The following is a 19,601-nucleotide window of genomic DNA, read 5'->3' as shown; positions in this document are numbered from 1 at the left end:
GGTGTCGGGGGCGTGCGGGGGGGTGGCAAAAAACCCCCCCCACACCCCCCCCCGGCGGCGGCCCCCCCGGGGGGGGGCCGCCCCCCCCCCCGCCCCCCCCCCCCCGCCGCGTTCGTTCCACCGGCCCGTCCGGGCCCCGCGCATCCTGGCGCCCCCTCGGCTGACCGCGGCTCGTCGTGGCCGGCCCGGGCCTTCAGCAGGCCATCGACGGACCCTACGGGCACCGTGCGCCGGCTGAGCGTGGGGCCACCGGGAGTCGCCGCGGCACGGCAGCCGCGCCGCGCCGACCGGCAGGGCCGCGCGGTCGGCCATCGCGCAGACTAGTCTCGATGGTGTGAGCGGCGGGTACGCCGGCTCCAGGGGCGAGCGAAGCGAGTGGTCGCATGACGGTACGTCGGATCATGGGCACCGAAGTCGAGTACGGCATCTCCGTGCCCGGGCAGGCCGGAGCCAACCCGATGGTCACCTCATCACAGGTGGTCAACGCCTACGGGGCACGCCCCGAGCTCAACCGGGGCGGTCGAGCCCGCTGGGACTACGAGGAAGAGTCGCCGCTGCGCGACGCCCGTGGTTTCACCTACTCCGGGGCCGCCTACGACCCCGCCGAGGCGCTGGCCGACGAGGATCTCGGCCTGGCCAACGTGATACTCACCAACGGTGCACGCCTCTACGTCGACCACGCCCACCCCGAATACTCCACTCCGGAGGTCACCACCCCGCGCGACATCGTGCGCTGGGACAAGGCCGGGGAGCGGGTGATGGCCGAGGCGTCCCGCCGCGCCGCGACCATCCCGGGCAGCCAGCCGATCCACCTCTACAAGAACAACACCGACAACAAGGGTGCCAGCTACGGGGCCCACGAAAACTACCTGATGCGCCGGCAGACCCCGTTCGCCGACATCGTGGCGTACCTGACGCCGTTCTTCGTCACCCGCCAGATCGTCTGCGGCGCCGGCCGGGTCGGCATCGGCCAGGACGGCGGCCAGAGCGGCTTCCAGATCTCGCAGCGTGCCGACTTCTTCGAGGTCGAGGTGGGACTGGAGACCACGCTCAAGCGGCCGATCATCAACACCCGCGACGAGCCGCACGCCGATGCCGACAAATACCGTCGGCTGCACGTCATCATCGGCGACGCCAACCTCTCCGAAATCTCCACCTACCTCAAGGTCGGCACCACCGCGCTGATCCTCAACATGATCGAGGAGAAGGCGCTCGGTGCCGACCTCGGCATCGCCGACCCGGTCAGCGAGTTGCGCGCGGTCAGCCACGACCCCGGCCTGTCGCACCTCATGCGACTGCGCGACGGTCGCCGGCTCACCGCACTGGACCTGCAGTGGGCGTACCTGGAACGGGCCCGGTCCTTTGTCGACGACCGCTACGGCACCGACGCCGACGAGCAGACCGTCGACGTGCTCGACCGCTGGGAGAGCGTCCTGGACCGGCTCGGCCGCGACCCGATGCTCTGCGTCGACGAGTTGGACTGGGTGGCCAAGCTGCGGCTGCTCGAGGGTTACCGCGAGCGGGAGAAGCTCGGCTGGGGCTCGCACAAGCTCCAGCTCGTCGACCTACAGTATTCCGACGTCCGGCCGGAGAAGGGCCTCTACCACCGCCTGGTCACCCGGAAGGCGATGAAGACGCTGCTCACCGACGACGAGACGCGCACCGCGATGACCGAGCCGCCGGAGGACACCCGGGCCTACTTCCGGGGCCGCTGCCTGGCCCAGTACGCGTCCGAGGTCGTCGCCGCGAGCTGGGATTCGGTGATCTTCGACGTGGGCCGGGAGTCGCTGGTCCGGGTGCCGATGATGGAGCCGGAGCGCGGCACGCGTGCGCACGTCGGGGCGCTGTTCGACCGTTGCGCCAGCGCCAAGGATCTGCTGGAGACGTTGACCGGCGGCTGAACGCACGTCCTTATGCCCGTCGCGTGCCGTAAGCCGGCGCGCGGCGGGCTTTTCGTCGCCCGCGCGAGGTAAGTTCATCGCAGACGATCGTGGAGGAGGCAGCAATGGCCACTCATGACAGCGGCGGCCAGTCGCAGTCCGGCAAGTCCCGTCAGGGCGAGGAAATCGAGGACGTCACCACCGAGCCCAACCCCGAGGTGGCCGAGCGGCACGCCGAGATCACCGAGGACGTCGACGACCTCCTCGACGAGATCGACTCCGTCCTCGAAGAAAACGCAGAGGAGTTCGTGAGGGGCTACGTACAGAAAGGGGGCGAGTAGGGCATGGCCGGGCAAAACGGACATGCCTCGTCCTTTGGATGACCGGGATGGCCACCGCCGCTGCCGCGACTGCGGCGAGTGGCTGTCCCTTGATCAATTCTGCGCTAACAGCAAACGGCCAGACGGTCGCGGCAGCTACTGCAAGCCGTGCTTCAACGTCCGCTCAAGAAGGGCAAGGAGAGCAGGATCCGGCTGCACGGCGGCGCACGCGAGTACCACCTGCGGCGGCGGTACGGCGTCGGGGAGAAGAAGTTTCAGGAGCTCCTGGCCGAGCAGGGCGGGGTCTGCGCGATCTGTGGCGGCGCGGACCCGCAACATCTGGACCACGATCATCGCACCGGGTGGGTGCGCGGGATACTCTGCTTCAACTGCAACGGTGGTCTTGGCCGGTTCCGTGACAGTCCCATGAGACTGGCCAGGGCGATCACGTATCTGAGAGGAACCACGTGGCAGCGGGCTTTGATCCATCCGGGCGTCTACCAGATGTGTTCACCAACGCGGGGACGTCCTCCTTCACGACGTTCCTGAGTCGGGTGGCTCCCGAGATGCTGCCCGGAAGGCGGCCGTTGCCGCCGGGCATGGCAGCGGACCTGGCGCCGCACGCGACCACCATCGTGGCCATCTCGGCCGCCGGTGGCGTGGTGATGGCAGGCGACCGGCGGGCCACCATGGGCAACCTGATCGCCCAGCGCGACATCGAGAAGGTGCACCCGGCCGATGCGTACTCCCTGGTGGGGATCGCGGGCACGGCGGGCATCGGGATCGAGCTGATGCGACTGTTCCAGGTGGAGCTGGAGCACTACGAGAAGATCGAGGGCGCGATGCTCTCGCTCGACGGCAAGGCCAACCGGTTGGCGTCGATGATCCGTGGCAACCTGGGTGCGGCCATGCAGGGCCTGGCCGTGGTGCCGCTGCTCGCCGGCTTCGACCTGGCCGCCGCCGACCCGGCGAGGGCCGGTCGGATCTTCAGTTTCGACGTGACCGGCGGTCCGTACGAGGAGACCGGCTACGACGCCATCGGCTCCGGCTCGCTCTTCGCGAAGTCGGCGCTGAAGAAGCGTTTCCGCAGCGGTCTGTCGGTCGACGACGCCACCCGCCTCGCGGTCGAGGCGCTCTACGACGCGGCCGACGACGACACCGCGACCGGCGGACCGGACCTGACCCGTCGGATCTATCCGGTGGTGATGACCGCTACCGCCGAGGGCACCCGCCGGTTGACCGACGCCGAGACGGCGGCGATCGCCGAGGGCGTGGTCGCCGGTCGGATGGAGAACCCGGGCGGATGAGCCCCGTCCACCCCCACCAGTCAGCAGTCGTCAGCACCGCGCCGTAAGGAGAACCGCCGCCGTGGCCATGCAGTTCTACGCCTCGCCCGAACAGATCATGCGCGACCGCTCCGAGTTGGCCCGCAAGGGCATCGCTCGGGGTCGCAGCGCGGTGGTCCTCAGCTATTCCGGCGGGGTGCTCTTCGTCGCGGAGAACCTCTCCAGCGCCCTGCACAAGGTCAGCGAGATCTACGACCGGATCGGGTTCGCCGCGGTCGGTCGGTACAACGAGTTCGAGAATCTGCGCCGGGCCGGTGTGCGGATGGCCGACCTGAACGGGCTCAGCTACGACCGGCGTGACGTCACCGGTCGGGCCCTGGCCAACGCGTTCGCGCAGACGCTGGGTGCGATCTTCACCGAGCAGTCGAAGCCGTTCGAGGTGGAGATCTGCGTGGCGGAGGTCGGGGCGACCGCGGAGGACGACGAGTTGTACCGGCTGACGTACGACGGCTCGGTCAACGACGAGCCGGGGCGGATGGCCATGGGTGGCCAGGCCGAGGCGATCACCGGCGTGCTGAAGTCGCAGCACCGCGCGGACATGTCTCTCGGCGAGGCGGCCCGGGTGGCGGTGCAGGCGTTGAGCACGGTTGGCGGCGAGGGCGGTGCCGCCCGGACGATCGCCGCCAACCAGTTGGAGGTGGCGGTGTTGGACCGCCACCGGGTGGGGCGTACGTTCCGCCGGATCACCGGCGCGGCGCTGACCGCGCTGTTGGACGGCGACGTGTCCGCCGAGCAGCCGGCGGAGGCGGGTGGGCCGGACACTCCGGCGCAGCCCACCACGGAGTCGCACAAGCCGACGACGTCGGCGGGCTCCGCCGACCTGGAGGACAAGCCGGCGGACGGCAAGTAACACCGACGGATGCGGCGGGCGGCCCCGGCTTCGGGGCCGCCCGCCGCAGCACGTCCGGCGTCCTGCGGCGGGCGGGCCAGCCCCGTGCGCCGCAGGACGGCTGTGCGTCCTCCGGCGCGGGTCCAGCCGGTCGGCCCGGCGCGGGTCGGGGCCCATCCCGTGCGCCGCAGGACGGTAGTGACAACGGCGCGCGCGGGTGCGGCCCGTCAGGCCCCGCCGGTCACTCCCGGCGCGGCAGTCTCGAAGGTAGGGACGTGGGTGGGTGCTGCCGGGCGGGTGGCGCGGGTGCGCAGCAGCACGGCCATGACGGCGGCGACCACGACGGAGCCGATGGCGTAGCCGAGCTCGACGCGCAGCGCGGTGGAGACCGGGGCGAGCGTCGCGACGACGAGTGCGGCCACGCCGATGGCCCAGGCGAGGGCCTGCGCCCGATGCCGGTTGAGGGCGAGCAGCGCCTGGCCGAGGACCATGGCCCAGAGGTAGGCGAGGGTGGCGACGGCGAGCCAGGCGAAGTCGGCGTGGCCGAGGACGCCGGGCGCGTCGAAGAGGGTCTGCACCAGCCAGGGGCCGAGGAGCACGGCGAGGACGGCGCCGGTGAGGCCCAGGGCGCTGACGATGCCCAGGGCGCGGCGCAGCAGGTTGTGGAAGCCGTTGAGGTCGCCGGTGCTGGCCGAGGTGGCGAGGCCGGGCAGCAGCGATGCCTGTAGCGAGGCGAAGACGAACAGCGGGATCCGGACCAGCACCAGCGCGGAGAGCAGTGCGCCGGCGGTCGCCACGTCGGACGGGTCGAGCACCTTGACGTTGATCACGCCGATGTTGACCACGACCTGGGCGAGCAGGCTGGAGGCGGTGAGGAGGCCGAGGCCACGCAGGAGGGCCGTCCAGGCCACGGGGGCGCCGCCGCCGATGGCCCGCAGGACCGGTGGCGCGGTGAGGATGGCACCGGCGACGGGCGCGATGACCAGCACCGCGCCGTACCAGACGGGGTTGGTGACGCCGTTGAGGCCGAGCACGGCGACGAGTGCGATGCGCAGGCCGCCGTCGATGCCGAGTTGGGTGCCGTACCAGGGGAACAGTTGCAGGCCGGAGAGGACGCCACGGGTGGTGTGCGCGACGGCGAGGCCGGCCAGCGAGCCGATCAGGACGGTGACCATGGCGCTGTCGCCGGCGAAGAGCCGGTCGGCGAGTGGCTCCCGGGTGGCGATGATCAGGGCGACGACGGCGGCGAGCAGGCCGGCGGCCAGAGCCGCCCCCCGGGCCAGTACCGGCCCGGGGGGAAGGCCCTGGCTGTGCCGGGCGGCGACGAGTCGGGCGATCTCCTGCTCGACCGGCATGAACAGGCCGATGCCGAGGGTGAAGACGATCGACCAGAGTACGGAGAGGGAGTTGTAGTCCGCTCCGCTGAGGCTGTGCCCGGCGACCGCCAGGTGGACGTAGGAGGCGAGCCCCAGCAGGGCCAGCCCGGCGCCAACAGCGACGGTGCCCGGTGGGACCAGACTCAGGAGCCGGCGGATCACCGGCGAATGAGCGCCAACGTGAGGACGGCGAACGCGCGGCCGAGGTAGATCATGGCTTTGGCGGGGGAGTGGCTGGGGGTGCCCGCCATCCGCTTGCGCATGGCCACCGGCACCTGGCGGATGGTGTAGCCGCGTCGGGCGGTGTGCACCAGGGTCTCCACCGTGTCGCCCAGGTATTCCACCGGGTACCAGGTGGCGAACATGTCGATCACCCGACGGTTGGCCGCGCGGAACCCGGAGGTGGTGTCGGTGAGCTTGGTGCGGGCGACGCGGGACAGCACGCCGGAGAGCATGACCATGGCCCAGCGGCGGGGGCCGCGGACGTTGTAGTCACCCTCGCCGGCGAACCGGGCGCCGATCACCAGGTCGGTCTCGTCGAGCAGGTCGACGAGCTTCGGCACGTACCGGGGATCGTGCTGGCCGTCCGCGTCGATCTGGATGGCGACGTCGTAGTCGTGGTCGCGCGCGTACCGGTAGCCGACCCGCATGGCGCCGCCGACGCCGAGGTTGTAGGGCAGCTTCGCGACGAGGGCGCCGGCGGCGGCGGCGACCGCCGCGGTGCGGTCGGTGGAGCCGTCGTCGATGACGATCACGTCGACGCCGGGCAGCTCACCGCGGACCTCGCCGACCACGTCGGCGATCGAGCCGGACTCGTTGAGCGCCGGGATGATGATCAGAACCCGCTTGCCGTTAACCATCGGTGCGCACCAGTCCGTCTCGGGCCGCCCGGTCCGCGTCGATCTCGGTGCGGAGCAGAGCGAAGTCTTCTGCCAGCGTGCGGGTCTCCTCTTCCAGGGCGCTGACCTCCCAACTGAGGTGCACGCACACCAGCAGCAGGAAGATGATGCCGAGGAAGAGCACGAGGCTCACGCCGGAGGCGACGCCGAGCAGCTCGGCGACGTTGTCCAGCAGGCGGGGGAAGAGCGACAGGGGGATGACGATCACCAGGACGCCGAGCCAGAGCATGCCGTACTTCTCGCGGAGCTGCCGGCGGCGCAGCAGCTCGACGATCGTGGCCAGCAATATCAGGCCGGTCAAGCCGGTGACGAGGGTGAGCTTCATGCGACCTTCCACGGAGCGGGCGGAGCGGGGGAGTCGAACGCGTCGACGAGTGTGGCATGCCAGTCGGGGAGCGACGGCAGACCTGCGGCCGCCCAGCGGCTGTGCGCTAGCACACTGTACGCCGGACGGGGAGCAGGACGAGGATACCGGTCACTGGTGGTGGGTCGGATCCGGTCCGGGTCCAGTCCGGCCAGCGTGAACGCCGCGCGGGCCAGCCCGTACCAGGTGGTCTGGCCGGCGCAGGTGCTGTGGTAGATGCCGGCCGCGGCCCGACCGTCCAGGGCGGCGTCGGCGAGCGCGACGAGCCGTTCGGCGAGCCGGTAGGACCAGGTGGGCTGGCCGTGCTGGTCGTCGACCACGTCGATGTACTCCCGCTGGTCGGCGAGGCGGAGCATGGTGGCCACGAAGTTCGGCCCGTGCGCGCCGTACAGCCAGGCGGTGCGGACCACGTAACCGGTGTCGGGCAGCAGCCGGGCGACGGCCTGCTCACCGACCAGCTTGCCCCGGCCGTAGGCGTTGACCGGCGCGGTGGGGGCGTCCTCCGGGTAGGGGACCCGTGCGTCGCCGGCGAGGACGTAGTCGGTGGAGATCTGGATGAGCCGCGCGCCGCTGGTGGCGCACGCCGTCGCGAGGTTCGCCACGCCGTGGCCGTTCACGGCGGTGGCCGCCGCCTCGTCGGCCTCGGCGCCGTCGACATTGGTCCACGCCGCCGTGTTGATCACGATGTCGTGCCCGGCGACCGCCGCCCGCACGGCGGAGGGGTCGGTGACGTCCAGGTCGGCGCGACCCGCGGCGGTCACCTTGAGGTCGGACCGGGCGTGCAGCACGGTGACCAGGTCCCGTCCGAGCATCCCGCCGGCGCCGGTGACGAGTAGTCGGGTCATGCGGTGGGTGTGGTCTTGAGGGGTTCCCACCAGGTGCGGTTGTCGCGGTACCAGGTGACGGTGTCGGCGAGGCCGGCGTCGAGGGTGATGCTGGGGGTGTAGCCGAGTTCTTGGTGGATCTTGGTGATGTCGAGGGAGTAGCGGCGGTCGTGGCCCTTGCGGTCGGTGACGGGTACGACGCGGTCCCAGTCGGCGTCGCAGGCGTCGAGGAGTCGGCCGGTGAGGTCCTTGTTCGTCAGTTCGGTGCCGCCGCCGATGTTGTAGACCTCGCCGGCGCGGCCTTTCTGTTGGACCAGGGCGATGCCGCGGCAGTGGTCGTGTACGTGTAGCCAGTCGCGGATGTTGCCGCCGTCGCCGTAGAGGGGGACGGTCTGGCCGTCGAGGAGGTTGGTGACGAACAGGGGGATGACCTTCTCGGGGTACTGGTAGGGGCCGTAGTTGTTGGAGCAGCGGGTGACGACGACGTCCATGCCGTGGGTGCGGTGGTAGGACAGGGCGAGCAGGTCGGAGCCGGCCTTGGAGGCCGAGTAGGGGGAGTTCGGTGCGAGGGGCCAGGTTTCGGTCCAGGAGCCTTCGTCGATGGAGCCGTAGACCTCGTCGGTGGAGACGTGCACGAAGCGGTTGGTGCGGTGGCGCAGGGCGGCGTCGAGCAGGGTCTGGGTGCCCAGGACGTTGGTGGTGACGAAGGGGGCGGCGCCGGCGATGGAGCGGTCGACGTGTGATTCGGCGGCGAAGTGCACGATCACGTCGTGCTCGGCGACGACCTCGTCGACGATGGCCGGGTCGCAGATGTCGCCCTGGACGAAGCGCAGTCGGGGGTCGTCGCGGACCGGGTCGAGGTTGGCCAGGTTGCCCGAGTAGGTCAGTTTGTCGAGCACGGTCACGACCGCCGGCTCGATCGGGGGTACGCCGTCGGCGCTGCCGAGGGGCTTGCCCAGCAGCAGGCGAACGTACTCCGACCCGATGAATCCGGCTCCGCCGGTGACGAGGATCCTCACGGGTCGGGAAGTGTACGCGAAGTTGGGTGCGCTGCGCGGGGCGCGACCCCCCGGCGCAGCGCGCTTTTGTGCCGCTAGGCTGCCCCGGTGCGTGGAATCCTACTTGCCGGCGGCACCGGTTCCCGGCTCTGGCCGATCACCCGTGCGGTTTCGAAGCAGCTGATGCCGGTCTTCGACAAGCCGATGGTCTACTACCCGCTCTCCACCCTGGTGATGTCCGGGGTACGGGAGATCCTGGTGATCACGACCCCGGACGACCAGGACCAGTTCCGCCGGCTGCTCGGTGACGGCAGCCAGTTCGGGTTGCGGCTGGAGTACGTCAGCCAGGAGCGGCCGGAGGGCATCGCGCAGGCATTCATCCTCGGTGCGGACTTCATCGGCGCCGAGTCGGTGGCGCTGATCCTGGGTGACAACATCTTCCACGGTGGTGGCCTGGGCCGGCAGCTCGCCGCCCACGGTGACCCGGTCGGCGGGCGGGTCTTCGCCTACCAGGTCGCCAACCCGCAGGAGTACGGTGTGGTCGACTTCGACGACGCCGGTCGGGTGCTCTCGATCGAGGAGAAGCCGGCCCGGCCGAAGTCCCGCTACGCGGTGCCGGGCCTGTACTTCTACGACAACCGGGTGGTGGACATCGCCCGCAAGCTCACCCCGAGCGCCCGCGGCGAGCTGGAGATCACGGCGGTCAACGAGGTGTACCGGGAGACCGGGGAGCTGTCGGTGACGGTGCTGGATCGGGGCACCGCCTGGTTGGACACCGGCACGTTCACCTCGATGATGCAGGCGGCCGAGTTCGTCCGGGTGGTCGAGGAGCGGCAGGGTCTGAAGATCGGCTGTGTCGAGGAGGTGGCCTGGCGGGCCGGCCTCATCGACGACGACCAGCTGCGCGCGCTGGCCACGCCGTTGACCAAGAGCGGTTACGGCGACTATTTGCTCGGTCTGCTCGCCGAGCCGAACGGCAGCCACGGGGGGACCTGGTGAAGATCCGGGAGTTGAGCATCGAGGGCGCCTGGGAGATCAGCCCCCAGCAGCACGGCGACCCGCGCGGCATGTTCATGGAGTGGTACCGCTTCGACAAGCTCGCCGACGTGGTGGGGCATCCGCTGCGGCTGGCCCAGGCCAACCTGTCGGTCTCCGCCCGTGGTGTGGTGCGCGGCATCCACTTCGCCGACGTTCCGCCGGGGCAGGCCAAGTACGTCACCTGTGTGCGCGGCGCGGTCCTGGACGTGATCGTGGACCTGCGGGTGGGTTCGCCGACCTTCGGTCGTTGGGAGGGCGTGCGGCTGGACGACACCGACCGTCGGGCGGTCTACCTCAGCGAGGGGCTGGGGCACGGTTTCTGCGCGCTGACCGACGACGCGACGTTGAGCTATCTCTGCTCGGCCAGTTACAACCCGACAGGTGAGCACGCGGTGCACCCGCTGGACGAGGAGCTGGGCATCGAGTGGCCCGCCGACGTTCCGCTGCTGTCCGCGCGCGACGACGCGGCGCCGACGCTCGCCCAGGCTCGGGAGACCGGCCTGCTGCCGGAGTACGACGCCTGCCGGCGGTTCGTGGCGAGCCTCGGGCCGGACGGAATGTCGCACTCAACCGGTATGTGACAGCCCCCGGGGCACGACCTGTGGTGTGACAGTGACGAACGGGGCCTCCGGGCGGCTAATGTCTCATCATGGAGCGGCGAATCTTCGGCCTCGAGACCGAGTACGGCGTCACCTGCACCTATCGCGGGCAGCGGCGGCTGTCCCCGGACGAGGTCGCGCGGTATCTGTTCCGGCGCGTGGTGTCCTGGGGTCGGTCGAGCAACGTCTTCCTGCGTAATGGAGCCCGGCTCTACCTGGACGTCGGGTCGCATCCGGAGTACGCGACACCGGAGTGCGACTCGGTGACCGATCTCGTCGCCCACGACCGGGCCGGCGAGCGGATCCTGGAGGGCCTGCTCGTCGACGCGGAGAAGCGGCTGCACGACGAGGGCATCGCGGGTGAGATCTACCTGTTCAAGAACAACACCGACTCGGCCGGCAACTCGTACGGCTGCCACGAGAACTACCTGGTCTCCCGGCACGGGGAGTTCGGCCGGCTGGCCGACGTCCTCATCCCGTTCCTGGTCACCAGGCAGTTGATCTGTGGGGCCGGCAAGGTCCTGCAAACCCCGCGCGGTGCGGTCTACTGCCTGTCGCAGCGGGCCGAGCACATCTGGGAGGGCGTCTCCTCGGCGACCACCCGCAGCCGCCCGATCATTAACACCCGCGACGAGCCGCACGCCGACGCCGAGCGCTATCGGCGGCTGCATGTCATCGTCGGTGACTCCAACATGAACGAGGTCACCACGCTGCTCAAGGTCGGCACCGCCGACATCGTGCTGCGGATGATCGAGGCCGGGGTGGTCATGCGGGACCTGTCCCTGGAGAACCCGATCCGGGCGATCCGGGAGGTGTCGCACGACATCACCGGCCGGCGCAAGGTGCGGTTGGCCTCCGGCAAGGAGGTCAGTGCCCTGGACATCCAGCAGGAATACCTGGCCAAGGCCACCGAGTTCGTCGAGCGCCGTGGCGGCGACCAGGCCGCCAAGCGGGTCGTCGAGCTGTGGGGGCGGGTGTTGAACGCGGTGGAGAGCGGTGACCTGGAGCCGGTCTCCCGGGAGATCGACTGGGTCAGCAAGCTGCGGCTGATCGAGCGTTACCAGCGCAAGCACGACCTGCCGCTGTCGCACCCCCGGGTCGCGCAGATGGACCTGGCCTACCACGACGTGCGTCGCGGTCGCGGCCTCTACGGTCTGCTGGAGCGGCGCGGCGAGGTCGACCGGGTGGCCACCGACCCGGAGATCTTCGAGGCCAAGGAGACCCCACCGCAGACCACCCGGGCCCGGTTGCGCGGCGAGTTCATCCGGCACGCCCAGGAGAAGCGGCGGGACTTCACCGTCGACTGGGTGCACCTGAAGCTCAACGACCAGGCGCAGCGCACCGTGCTCTGCAAGGACCCGTTCCGGGCGTACGACGAGCGGGTGGAGCGGCTGATCGCCAGCATGTGACCGGTTGCCGGCCCCGGCGGTGCGCTGCGCCGACGGGGCCGGTCAGCCCGGCGCACCGAGCGGTTAAGCTGAGCGCGCCATGACGACTTCTGGACCTTCCGACCGCTCCGAGGGCGGCACCGAGCGGCAGAACTGGGTCGAACGCCGGCGAGAGAAGATCCGCGCCGAGATCGACCGTAACCGGCGCGGCGACTACACGGTGCCGACGTGGGTGCTGGCCCTGGCGCTGGTGCTCATCGTCGGTGGCTGGCTGGCCCTGATCTTCCTGGCCTGACCCGGACGCACCCTCACGTTTGATCAAGAGGTTTGCGTCGAGCCGAGCCCGGTTTCTGACGCAAACCTCTTGATCAACTCGGGGTGGGTCAGGGGAGCAGGGTTGCTGCGTGGCGGCCCGCGGCGGCTGCTGCCAGGAAGTACGCGTGGTCGGCGTCGAGACCACGGCCCATCGTGGACAGCGGCACGGAGCTGGCGCGCAGCGCGGCGTCGAGACCGGCGGTGGGCACCCGGACGATCCGGTGCCGGGCCGTCAGGGGGGCCAGCGCCGCGTCCACCTCGGCCGCGAGGGCCGGGTCGAGGTCATCGGGCACCACCAGCTCCGCCGGGGCGAGCGCCACCCGGCCGTACGCGGTGAGGCTGTGGTGCGACACTCCCCGGTGCCGGGGGCGGGGGTCGGCGGCGGAGATCCGCAGCGAGCCGACCGGTCGTCCGCCGAGCGTGGCGATCGCGTTGACCGCCTCACCGACGGCGACGCCGGAGAATCCCCACCGGGTGCCGGTGCCCAGGTTGCCGGGCCCCTGGGCCACGATGGCGATGTCGGCGGCGAGTACGTGCCGGGCGGCGAGCAGGCCGCCGTGCAGGGTGGTCGCCTCCAGGTCGCCGCCGAATGCCTGCCCGACGGTGACGGTGCCGGCCAGGTCGGCGCGTAGGCCCGCCAGGGTGCGGGAGAACCAGGCGGGCAGGGCCCCGCCGTCGGTGAGCAGGTACGCCACCCGCGCCCGCGGGGCGTCGGCCCGGATGCCGGCCAGGATCGCCGGCAGCGCCGAGTGCAGGTCGGCGGTGACCACCGGCAGGCCGCCCAGGTCGTCCGCGTCGGCCAGCACCGCGCGGTGCGGGGACGCCTCCTCGTCGACGCCGAGCAGGATCGGCTGCAACGGCGTGTAGCGGGCCTTGACCAGGTGCCCGGCGTCGCGGGTGTCGGCGACGTCCGGCGGGTCCGGGGGGAGCCGGTCCGGCAGGGCCACCACGAGGGCGTACCCGCCGGTGCCCAACCCCATCAGCAGCGCACCGGCGTTGAGCAGCACCCGGTCGCCGGGCTCGGGCGTGCCGACCAGCTCCGGGTAGGCAAGCGCCCGCATGCGCGTGCCGTCGGGCAGGTCGACGTCGAGCTCCACCGCCCCGGTCCACTGCCGTCGCAGCGTCGCCACCGTCCCCGTACGCCATCGCACCATGACGGGCACGCTAGCCGCGCGGCCCGGACGGCCCGCGCCCGGGTGCGGTGGGGGTCTCGGATCAGGTCGGGTCGGGGCCGCCGGCGTCCGGGCTCGGCCCGGCCTGGGTGTGCCGGGCGGTGCCGGTGGCCCCCGGCAGGGAGCGGGTGGGGTCGAGGAAGACGAAGCGGATCTCCGGGTACCGGCCGGTGAGCCGCCGCTCGGCCTCGTCGGCGGTGGCCTCGATCTGCGCGCCGGTGGCCTCGTCGCGGAAGTCGATCTTCGCGGCGACCAGGATGTCCTGCGGGCCGAGCTGCATGGTCAGCAGGGTGTCGATGCGTTCCACCTCGGGCAGCCCGGCCAGCTCCTGCTCGATCTCGTGGCGCAGCCGCTCGGGAACGGCGCGGCCGACCAGCAGCGACAGGTTGTTGCCGGCGAGGATCCCGGCGACCGTGAGCAGCAGCAGCCCGATCAGGATCGACGCCACGCCGTCCCACACCTCGTCGCCGGTGGCGTGGGACAGGCCGACGCCGGCCCCGGCCAGCAGCAGACCGATCAGGGCCGCGCTGTCCTCCAGGAAGACCGCCTTGATCGTGGTGTCGGCGGTCAGCCGCAGGAAGCGCCGGGGAGTGGTCTGCCAGCGTCGCGACTCGCGGCGCACCTGGCGCACCGCCCGGGTCAGGGAGATCGACTCGATGACGAACGACACCCCGAGCACGAGGTACGAGACCAGGTAGTCGCCGCTGTGCTCGTGCACGAGGATCGTGGTGACGCCGTGGGTGACGGCGAAACCGGCACCGGCGACGAAGGTGAACATCGCCGCGAAGAACGCCCAGACGTAGCTCTCCTTGCCGTACCCGAAGGGGTGTCGCTGGTCGGCCGGCCGGGCGCCCCGGCGCAGCGCCTGGAAGAGCAGCACCTCGGTGGTGGTGTCGGCGACCGAGTGGGCCGCCTCGGAGAGCATCGCGGCGGAGCCGGAGATCAGACCGGCGATCAGCTTGGCGATCGCGATGGCGAGGTTGGCGGCGCCGGCGACGACGACGGTGCCGACGCTCTCGCTCTCCTGCCTGGCCTCCGTCTGCGACATGAGGATCACCCTATGACCGCCGGACGGCGACGCGCCGGGGGAGGTCGGATCCGAACAAGTGTGCGGCACGCCCGCATGGGTGCGCGGTGTGGGCGCGTCGGCTGCTAGCGTCTACCGGGTGTCGCGGACCCGCACCGAACGCCTGGTCAACCTGGTGATCTGCCTCCTGTCCACGCGACGGTTCCTGACCGCCGCGCAGATCGCCGCGACCGTGCCCGGTTACGAGCACGACCCCGACGACGCGCGCGACCACGAAGCGTTCCAACGCAAGTTCGAGCGGGACAAGGCCGAGCTGCGCGAGTTGGGTGTGCCGCTGGAGACGGGCACGGCGAGCGCCTTCGACGCCGAGCCCGGCTACCGCATCGCCCACCGCGAGTACGCGCTGCCCGACATCCTGCTCGAGCCCGACGAGGCCGCCGCGGTGGGCATCGCGGCCCGGCTGTGGCAGCACGCCGGGCTGGCCGCCGCCGCGTCGTCCGGGCTGGCCAAGCTGCGCGCCGCCGGGGTCGACGTGGACCCGCAGGCCACCCTGGGGCTGGAGCCGATGGTCACCGTCGATCCGGCGTTCGCGCCGCTGACCGCCGCGGCCCGGGACCGCCGCGAGGTCGGGTTCGACTACCGGGTGCCCGACCGGGACGCGCCCAGTCGTCGGCGGCTGCAACCGTGGGGCGTGGTCTGCTGGCGCGGCCGGTGGTATGTGGTCGGCCACGACCTGGACCGAGCGGCGGCCCGCTGCTTCCGGCTGTCCCGGGTGGTCGGCGCGGTCCGGCTGACCGGTGCGTCCGGCGCGTACCAGCCGCCGGCCAACGTCGACCTGATCAGCCACGTCGCCCGCTGGTCGGGTCCGGTGGAGCGCACCGGCCGGGCCACCGTGCTGGCCGCACCGGGCCGGGCCGCCGGGCTGCGCCGCTGGGCCGTGGAGGTGACCACCGGGCCGGACGGCGACCGCCTGGTCCTGCCGTACGCCGATCCGGACGGGTTGGCGGGTCACCTCGTCGGCTACGGGCCGGACGTGCGGGTGCTCGACCCACCGGAGGTCCGCGAGGCGGTCATCCAACGACTCAAGGAGATCGCCGTCCGCCACGACGAGTTGGCCGTCACCGGGGGTGCCCGGTGACCCGCCCGGCCGCCCGGGGCGGTTCCCGCGCGTCCGCCGACCGGCTGGCCCGACTGCTCAACCTGGTGCCCTACCTGCTGGCCCGACCCGGCATCGAGATCGCCGAGGCGGCCGGTGACCTGGGTGTCACCGACCGCCAACTCCGGGAGGACCTGGAGTTGCTGTGGGTCTGCGGGCTGCCCGGCTACGGCCCCGGCGACCTGATCGACATGGCGTTCGACGGTGACCGGGTGACCATCACCTACGACGCCGGCATCGACCGGCCACTGCGACTCACCCCGGACGAGGCCCTCGCGCTGGTGGTGGCACTGCGGATGCTCGCCGAGACGCCCGGGGTGGCCAACCGCGAGGCCGTCGAACGCGCCCTGGCCAAGATCGAGGACGCGGGCGACCTGGTGGGCGCCCCGGTGGCGGTGCGGTTGCCCGGGGACACCCCGCGGGTCGAGGCGCTGCGTGCCGCCGTGGAGGGCGGACGGGCGTTGCGGATCACCTACTACACGGCGGCCCGGGACGAGACCACCGAGCGCGTCATCGACCCGCTGCGGATGCTGATGGTCGGCGGTCGGGCGTACGTGGAGGCGTGGTGTCGGCGCGCGGAGGCGGTCCGCCTGTTCCGGGCCGACCGGATCGACGCGATCACCGAGCTGGCGGAGCCGGTCACGGTGCCGCCGCAGGCGGTCCCGCACGACCTCACCGAGGGGGTCTTCCGCCCCTCGGCCGACCTGCCGCTGATCACGCTGCGCATCGGCCGCAGCGAGCGGTGGATCACCGAATATTATCCGTGTGAGCGGGTGGAGGCCGGCGACGGCGACCAGTGGCTCGTCTCCCTGCGCGTGACCGACCTGGGGTGGGCCCGCCGGTTCGTGCTGGGCCTGGGCCCGGACGCCGTCGTGGTCGCCCCGGTCGAGCTGGCCGAGCAGGTGCGGGCGGCGGCGGCCAGCGCACTTGACGCGTACGCGGTGCCCGCCCCCATGGCCGCGCCCCGGCTGCCCGTCCTCGACGCGACGAGCACGCCGTCGGGTGACCCGGCGGTGGCCGGCCACACCCAGTAGGCTGACCGCCGTGCTGATCTGGATCGTGCTCGCGGTGGTGCTGCTTCCGCTCGTGGTGCTCGCGCTGGCCGTGCGCCCGGTGGTGACCCGGCTGCCTCGGCTGCGCCGCGCCGCGGTGGCGTTGCAGCGGCGTGCCGTCGAGGCCGAGGCGCTGCGGGAGACCGCCGAGGTGGTGCAGCGACGCGCCGAGGATGTCCAACGTCAGCTCGACACCACGTCCCAGCGGCTCGCGGTGATCAGGGCCAAGCGCGGCTGATCCGGCCCGACCGAGCCGGATCCCGGCGACGGTTGACGATCATCGCGCGTTGGTCAAGACTTCACCCTTCGGGTCGAACCACCCCCACCCGGCGGGTGGCGAGCAGCCGATCCGCACGTACGATGGGCTGCGTACCACCCCTCGGACACAGAGCGACTGGAGCTTCTCATGGGTGCCCTCAAGCCGTGGCACATCGCTGTTCTCGTGGTTGTGCTGATCCTGCTGTTCGGTGCGAAGCGGCTTCCCGACGCGGCCCGTTCGCTGGGTCGGTCGCTGCGGATCATCAAGGCCGAGACGAAGAGTCTGCAGGAAGACGACCGCGACCTCGCCGAGAAGGCCGACGCGCAGGCCGGCTACCAGCCGCTGCCCCCGCAGGCCGGGCAGCAGGCGCCGTACGGGCAGCCGCAGCAGGCGCCGTACCAGCAGACGCCGCCGCAGCAGCCGGTCGTCGACCCGGTGCACCGCGTCCGCGACAACTGACCGAAGGGCCCCACCACCGTGGCCTTCGCACTGCGTAAACGCGGCCCCAAGGCGTTCGAGCGGGCCGCCGACGGGTCGATGACGCTCATCGAGCATGTCCGCGAGTTGCGCAACCGTCTGTTCCGCGCGTCGCTGGGCATCGTGGTCGGCTTCGGCCTCGGCATCTGGCTGGCCGGGCCGGTGCTGCACCTGCTCCAACAGCCCTACTGTGATCTGCCCAAGTCCCGGTTGGCCAACGGCACGTGCAACTTCGTTCAGCTTGGTCCGGCTGACCTGTTCCTGTTGCAACTGAAGGTCGCACTCTGGGTCGGGTTGATCGCGGCCGCGCCAATCTGGCTCTATCAGCTCTGGGCGTTCATCGCCCCCGGTCTGCACCGGCACGAGCGGCGCTACGCCTACGTCTTCACCGCTCTGGCCGCGCCGCTGTTCGCGGCCGGCGCGGTGCTGGCGTACTTCGTCACCTCGAAGGGCCTGGAGTTCCTGCTCAACGTCTCCGGTGGCGGGGACATCACCACCACGCTGGACATCACCCGGTACATCTCGTTCATCACCAATCTGATCCTGCTGTTCGGGGTGGCGTTCGAGTTCCCACTGCTGGTGCTGATGCTCAACTTCGTGGGTATCGCCAGCGCCAAGCGGTTGCTGAGCTGGTGGCGGGTGGCGATCTTCGTGTTCTTCGCGTTCTCCGCCGTGGTCACCCCCACGCCGGACCCGTTCGGGATGACCGCGCTGGCGATCTGCCTCTCCGCGCTCTACTTCGCCGCGGTCGGGGTGGCGTTCATCAACGACCGGCGGCGTGGGCGCGGCAAGGAGATCTACGCCGGCATCGACGACGACGAGGTGTCGCCGTTGGAGTTCGACGCGGACCCGGTCGTGGCCGGGCAGCGGGTCGACTCGACCGCGCCGATCGGCGTACCCGAGCCGATCGCCAAACCGGCGCCGATCGAACGCCGCTACGACGACATGACCTGACGGCCCCGCGCCACCCGGTCCACCGACGCCGTCCCCGTTTCCCGGGGGCGGCGTCGTCGCGTCACGGCGGGACCGGCGGTGACGGCACCTGCCCCCGGTGAACGTCGGGTGCTCGACCGGTACGGTGCTGCCCGTGACCGCAGACGATCACCTGCCCGGCCCACCCGCCGGTGACCCGGCGGACCGCGCCCCGATCGCCGGTGGTCCGGCGGACCGCGCTCCGGTTACTGGTGGCCCGGCGGACCGCGCCCCGATCGCCGGTGGTCCGGCGGACCGCGCTCCGGTTACTGGTGACCCGGCGGACCGCGTTCCGGTCGTTGGTGGCCCGGCGGACCGCGCCCCGGTTACCGGTGGCCCGGCCGACCACGTTCCGGTCGCTGGGGGGCCCGTGGCCGTGCTCGCCAACCCGACCGCCGGTCGGGGACGGCACCGCGCCCTGCTGCCCCGGCTGCTGGACGGGCTGGCCGGCGCCGGCCGACCGGTCCGGCTGCTGGCGGCGTCCAGTCCGGGCGAGGCGGAGGCGGCCTGCCGGGCCGCGGTCGCCGAGGGCGTCGGCGCGCTGATCGCGATCGGCGGGGACGGCACCGTGCACCGGGCGATGCAGGCGGTCGCCGGCACCGCGGTGCCGTTCGGTCCGGTGCCGGCGGGGACCGGCAACGACTTCGCCCTGGACACCGGCTTCCCCGCCGACCCGGTGGCGGCGGTGGACGTGATCGCGTCAGCGCTGCGAGCCGACCGGACTCACGTCGTCGATCTGGCCCGGATGACCGGGGTCGACGGCGCCGAGCGCTGGTTCGGGGCGGTCCTCGCGGCGGGGTTCGACGCGATCGTCAACGAGCGGGCCAACCGGATGCGCTGGCCGCGTGGCCCCCGACGCTACGACCTGGCGATCCTGGTCGAGCTGGCCCGGCTGCGGCCCCGCCGCTACACCCTGCGCCTCGACGGGGTTCCGCACGACCTCGACGCGGTGTTGGTGGCGGTGGGCAACTGCCCGACGTACGGCGGGGGGATGCGGATCTGCCCCGCCGCCGACCCGACCGACGGGCTGCTCGACGTGGTGGTGGCGGGTCGCGTCAACCGCCGGACCCTGATCCGGGTGAAGCCGCGCATCTACCGGGGCACCCACGTCAGCCACCCCCTGGTGACCAGCTATCGGGCCCGCACCGTCGAGTTGGCCGCCGACGGCATCGTCACCTACGCCGACGGGGAACGTTCCCTGGAGCTGCCCGTGACGATCAGCGCCGTCCCGGGCGCCCTGCGGCTGCTGCGATGACCGCACCGCCCCGACGCTGGCCGTGATGACCAGCACGACGGCGGCGCACTCCAGC

Annotated in this window: 22 protein-coding genes; 15 read left to right on the top strand and 7 right to left on the bottom strand. The window is 71.7% G+C overall.

Annotated features, from left to right (window positions below; genetic code table 11):
* The first annotated feature begins 383 nt into the window (after positions 1-383).
* From dop to prcA, 5 genes are all read left to right on the top strand, one after another.
* Positions 384-1,901, top strand: a complete 1,518-nt coding sequence (dop, locus tag ACGFIW_RS20405; RefSeq protein WP_393317824.1) for a depupylase/deamidase Dop — start codon at positions 384-386, stop codon at positions 1,899-1,901.
* Between the two features lie 104 nt (positions 1,902-2,005).
* Positions 2,006-2,221, top strand: a complete 216-nt coding sequence (locus ACGFIW_RS20400; RefSeq protein ID WP_393317821.1) for a ubiquitin-like protein Pup — start codon at positions 2,006-2,008, stop codon at positions 2,219-2,221.
* Positions 2,222-2,368: 147 nt separating this feature from the next.
* Positions 2,369-2,749 carry an endonuclease VII domain-containing protein gene (locus ACGFIW_RS20395; protein WP_393317818.1) on the top strand — a complete coding sequence of 127 codons (381 nt, stop codon included), beginning with the start codon at positions 2,369-2,371 and terminating at the stop codon, positions 2,747-2,749.
* Positions 2,668-3,507 carry a proteasome subunit beta gene (gene prcB, locus ACGFIW_RS20390; RefSeq protein ID WP_393317815.1) on the top strand — a complete coding sequence of 280 codons (840 nt, stop codon included), beginning with the start codon at positions 2,668-2,670 and terminating at the stop codon, positions 3,505-3,507. The genes ACGFIW_RS20395 and prcB overlap by 82 nt, the downstream gene beginning before the upstream one ends.
* A 61-nt stretch (positions 3,508-3,568) precedes the next feature.
* Positions 3,569-4,396, top strand: coding sequence for a proteasome subunit alpha (gene prcA / locus ACGFIW_RS20385; protein ID WP_393317812.1), 828 nt, complete (start codon positions 3,569-3,571; stop codon positions 4,394-4,396).
* A 206-nt stretch (positions 4,397-4,602) separates the two neighbouring features.
* On the opposite strand, the gene ACGFIW_RS20380 is transcribed toward prcA, so the two are convergent.
* The 5 genes from ACGFIW_RS20380 to rfbB are packed head-to-tail and all read right to left on the bottom strand — an operon-like array spanning position 4,603 to position 8,857.
* Complete coding sequence (locus tag ACGFIW_RS20380) at positions 4,603-5,913, bottom strand: lipopolysaccharide biosynthesis protein (protein ID WP_393317810.1); 1,311 nt, start codon at positions 5,911-5,913, stop codon at positions 4,603-4,605.
* Positions 5,910-6,611, bottom strand: coding sequence for a glycosyltransferase family 2 protein (locus ACGFIW_RS20375; RefSeq protein WP_393317807.1), 702 nt, complete (start codon positions 6,609-6,611; stop codon positions 5,910-5,912). The genes ACGFIW_RS20380 and ACGFIW_RS20375 overlap by 4 nt, the downstream gene beginning before the upstream one ends.
* Positions 6,604-6,975, bottom strand: coding sequence for a DUF2304 domain-containing protein (locus tag ACGFIW_RS20370; RefSeq protein WP_393317805.1), 372 nt, complete (start codon positions 6,973-6,975; stop codon positions 6,604-6,606). The genes ACGFIW_RS20375 and ACGFIW_RS20370 overlap by 8 nt, the downstream gene beginning before the upstream one ends.
* Positions 6,972-7,859, bottom strand: a complete 888-nt coding sequence (rfbD, locus tag ACGFIW_RS20365; RefSeq protein ID WP_393317802.1) for a dTDP-4-dehydrorhamnose reductase — start codon at positions 7,857-7,859, stop codon at positions 6,972-6,974. Before rfbD ends, ACGFIW_RS20370 begins: the two co-directional genes overlap by 4 nt.
* Positions 7,856-8,857 (bottom strand): dTDP-glucose 4,6-dehydratase, encoded by a 1,002-nt coding sequence (gene rfbB, locus ACGFIW_RS20360; protein ID WP_393317799.1) that lies wholly within the window; start codon positions 8,855-8,857, stop codon positions 7,856-7,858. The genes rfbD and rfbB overlap by 4 nt, the downstream gene beginning before the upstream one ends.
* An 87-nt stretch (positions 8,858-8,944) precedes the next feature.
* Here rfbB and rfbA point away from each other — a divergent pair, with 87 nt between their 5' ends.
* From rfbA to ACGFIW_RS20340, 4 genes are all read left to right on the top strand, one after another.
* Positions 8,945-9,835, top strand: coding sequence for a glucose-1-phosphate thymidylyltransferase RfbA (rfbA, locus tag ACGFIW_RS20355; RefSeq protein ID WP_393317796.1), 891 nt, complete (start codon positions 8,945-8,947; stop codon positions 9,833-9,835).
* On the top strand, positions 9,832-10,455 hold the full coding sequence (gene rfbC, locus ACGFIW_RS20350) for a dTDP-4-dehydrorhamnose 3,5-epimerase (RefSeq protein ID WP_393317793.1): 624 nt from the start codon (positions 9,832-9,834) through the stop codon (positions 10,453-10,455). Before rfbA ends, rfbC begins: the two co-directional genes overlap by 4 nt.
* A 68-nt stretch (positions 10,456-10,523) precedes the next feature.
* Complete coding sequence (gene pafA, locus ACGFIW_RS20345; protein WP_234581936.1) at positions 10,524-11,882, top strand: Pup--protein ligase; 1,359 nt, start codon at positions 10,524-10,526, stop codon at positions 11,880-11,882.
* A gap of 79 nt (positions 11,883-11,961) precedes the next feature.
* Positions 11,962-12,156 carry a hypothetical protein gene (locus ACGFIW_RS20340; RefSeq protein WP_393317790.1) on the top strand — a complete coding sequence of 65 codons (195 nt, stop codon included), beginning with the start codon at positions 11,962-11,964 and terminating at the stop codon, positions 12,154-12,156.
* 88 nt (positions 12,157-12,244) lie between these two features.
* Here ACGFIW_RS20340 and ACGFIW_RS20335 read toward each other — a convergent pair whose 3' ends face one another.
* Positions 12,245-13,330 carry a DUF3866 family protein gene (locus ACGFIW_RS20335; protein WP_393317787.1) on the bottom strand — a complete coding sequence of 362 codons (1,086 nt, stop codon included), beginning with the start codon at positions 13,328-13,330 and terminating at the stop codon, positions 12,245-12,247.
* A gap of 61 nt (positions 13,331-13,391) precedes the next feature.
* Positions 13,392-14,396 (bottom strand): cation diffusion facilitator family transporter, encoded by a 1,005-nt coding sequence (locus ACGFIW_RS20330; protein WP_393317784.1) that lies wholly within the window; start codon positions 14,394-14,396, stop codon positions 13,392-13,394.
* Positions 14,397-14,514: 118 nt separating this feature from the next.
* On the opposite strand from ACGFIW_RS20330, the gene ACGFIW_RS20325 reads away from it, so the two are divergent.
* The 6 genes from ACGFIW_RS20325 (at position 14,515) to ACGFIW_RS20300 (ending at position 19,546) form a co-directional block, all read left to right on the top strand.
* Positions 14,515-15,513: a helix-turn-helix transcriptional regulator gene (locus ACGFIW_RS20325; RefSeq protein WP_393317781.1), complete on the top strand. Its 999-nt coding sequence runs from the start codon at positions 14,515-14,517 to the stop codon at positions 15,511-15,513.
* On the top strand, positions 15,510-16,565 hold the full coding sequence (locus ACGFIW_RS20320) for a helix-turn-helix transcriptional regulator (RefSeq protein WP_393317779.1): 1,056 nt from the start codon (positions 15,510-15,512) through the stop codon (positions 16,563-16,565). The genes ACGFIW_RS20325 and ACGFIW_RS20320 overlap by 4 nt, the downstream gene beginning before the upstream one ends.
* Before the next feature lie 10 nt (positions 16,566-16,575).
* On the top strand, positions 16,576-16,821 hold the full coding sequence (locus tag ACGFIW_RS20315; RefSeq protein WP_393317776.1) for a hypothetical protein: 246 nt from the start codon (positions 16,576-16,578) through the stop codon (positions 16,819-16,821).
* Between the two features lie 168 nt (positions 16,822-16,989).
* Positions 16,990-17,301, top strand: coding sequence for a Sec-independent protein translocase subunit TatA (gene tatA / locus ACGFIW_RS20310; RefSeq protein WP_393317773.1), 312 nt, complete (start codon positions 16,990-16,992; stop codon positions 17,299-17,301).
* Between the two features lie 18 nt (positions 17,302-17,319).
* Complete coding sequence (tatC, locus tag ACGFIW_RS20305) at positions 17,320-18,273, top strand: twin-arginine translocase subunit TatC (RefSeq protein ID WP_393317770.1); 954 nt, start codon at positions 17,320-17,322, stop codon at positions 18,271-18,273.
* 388 nt (positions 18,274-18,661) lie between these two features.
* Positions 18,662-19,546 carry a diacylglycerol kinase family protein gene (locus ACGFIW_RS20300; RefSeq protein WP_393318503.1) on the top strand — a complete coding sequence of 295 codons (885 nt, stop codon included), beginning with the start codon at positions 18,662-18,664 and terminating at the stop codon, positions 19,544-19,546.
* Positions 19,547-19,601 lie beyond the last annotated feature (55 nt).

Source organism: Micromonospora sp. NPDC048935 (assembly GCF_043197875.1).
Classification (GTDB): Bacteria; Actinomycetota; Actinomycetes; order Mycobacteriales; family Micromonosporaceae; genus Micromonospora.
Note: the sequence above shows the minus strand (reverse complement) of the source record. Positions and strands in the feature narration are given on the sequence as shown.

Coding starts and splice junctions, on each gene's coding strand:
- ACGFIW_RS20370 (WP_393317805.1), bottom strand. CDS start 6,975: ATGAAGCTCACCCTCGTCACCGGCTTGACCGGCCTGATATTGCTGGCC.
- pafA (WP_234581936.1), top strand. CDS start 10,524: ATGGAGCGGCGAATCTTCGGCCTCGAGACCGAGTACGGCGTCACCTGC.
- dop (WP_393317824.1), top strand. CDS start 384: ATGACGGTACGTCGGATCATGGGCACCGAAGTCGAGTACGGCATCTCC.
- ACGFIW_RS20335 (WP_393317787.1), bottom strand. CDS start 13,330: ATGGTGCGATGGCGTACGGGGACGGTGGCGACGCTGCGACGGCAGTGG.
- ACGFIW_RS20340 (WP_393317790.1), top strand. CDS start 11,962: ATGACGACTTCTGGACCTTCCGACCGCTCCGAGGGCGGCACCGAGCGG.
- tatA (WP_393317773.1), top strand. CDS start 16,990: ATGGGTGCCCTCAAGCCGTGGCACATCGCTGTTCTCGTGGTTGTGCTG.
- ACGFIW_RS20330 (WP_393317784.1), bottom strand. CDS start 14,396: ATGTCGCAGACGGAGGCCAGGCAGGAGAGCGAGAGCGTCGGCACCGTC.
- ACGFIW_RS20375 (WP_393317807.1), bottom strand. CDS start 6,611: ATGGTTAACGGCAAGCGGGTTCTGATCATCATCCCGGCGCTCAACGAG.
- ACGFIW_RS20400 (WP_393317821.1), top strand. CDS start 2,006: ATGGCCACTCATGACAGCGGCGGCCAGTCGCAGTCCGGCAAGTCCCGT.
- rfbD (WP_393317802.1), bottom strand. CDS start 7,859: ATGACCCGACTACTCGTCACCGGCGCCGGCGGGATGCTCGGACGGGAC.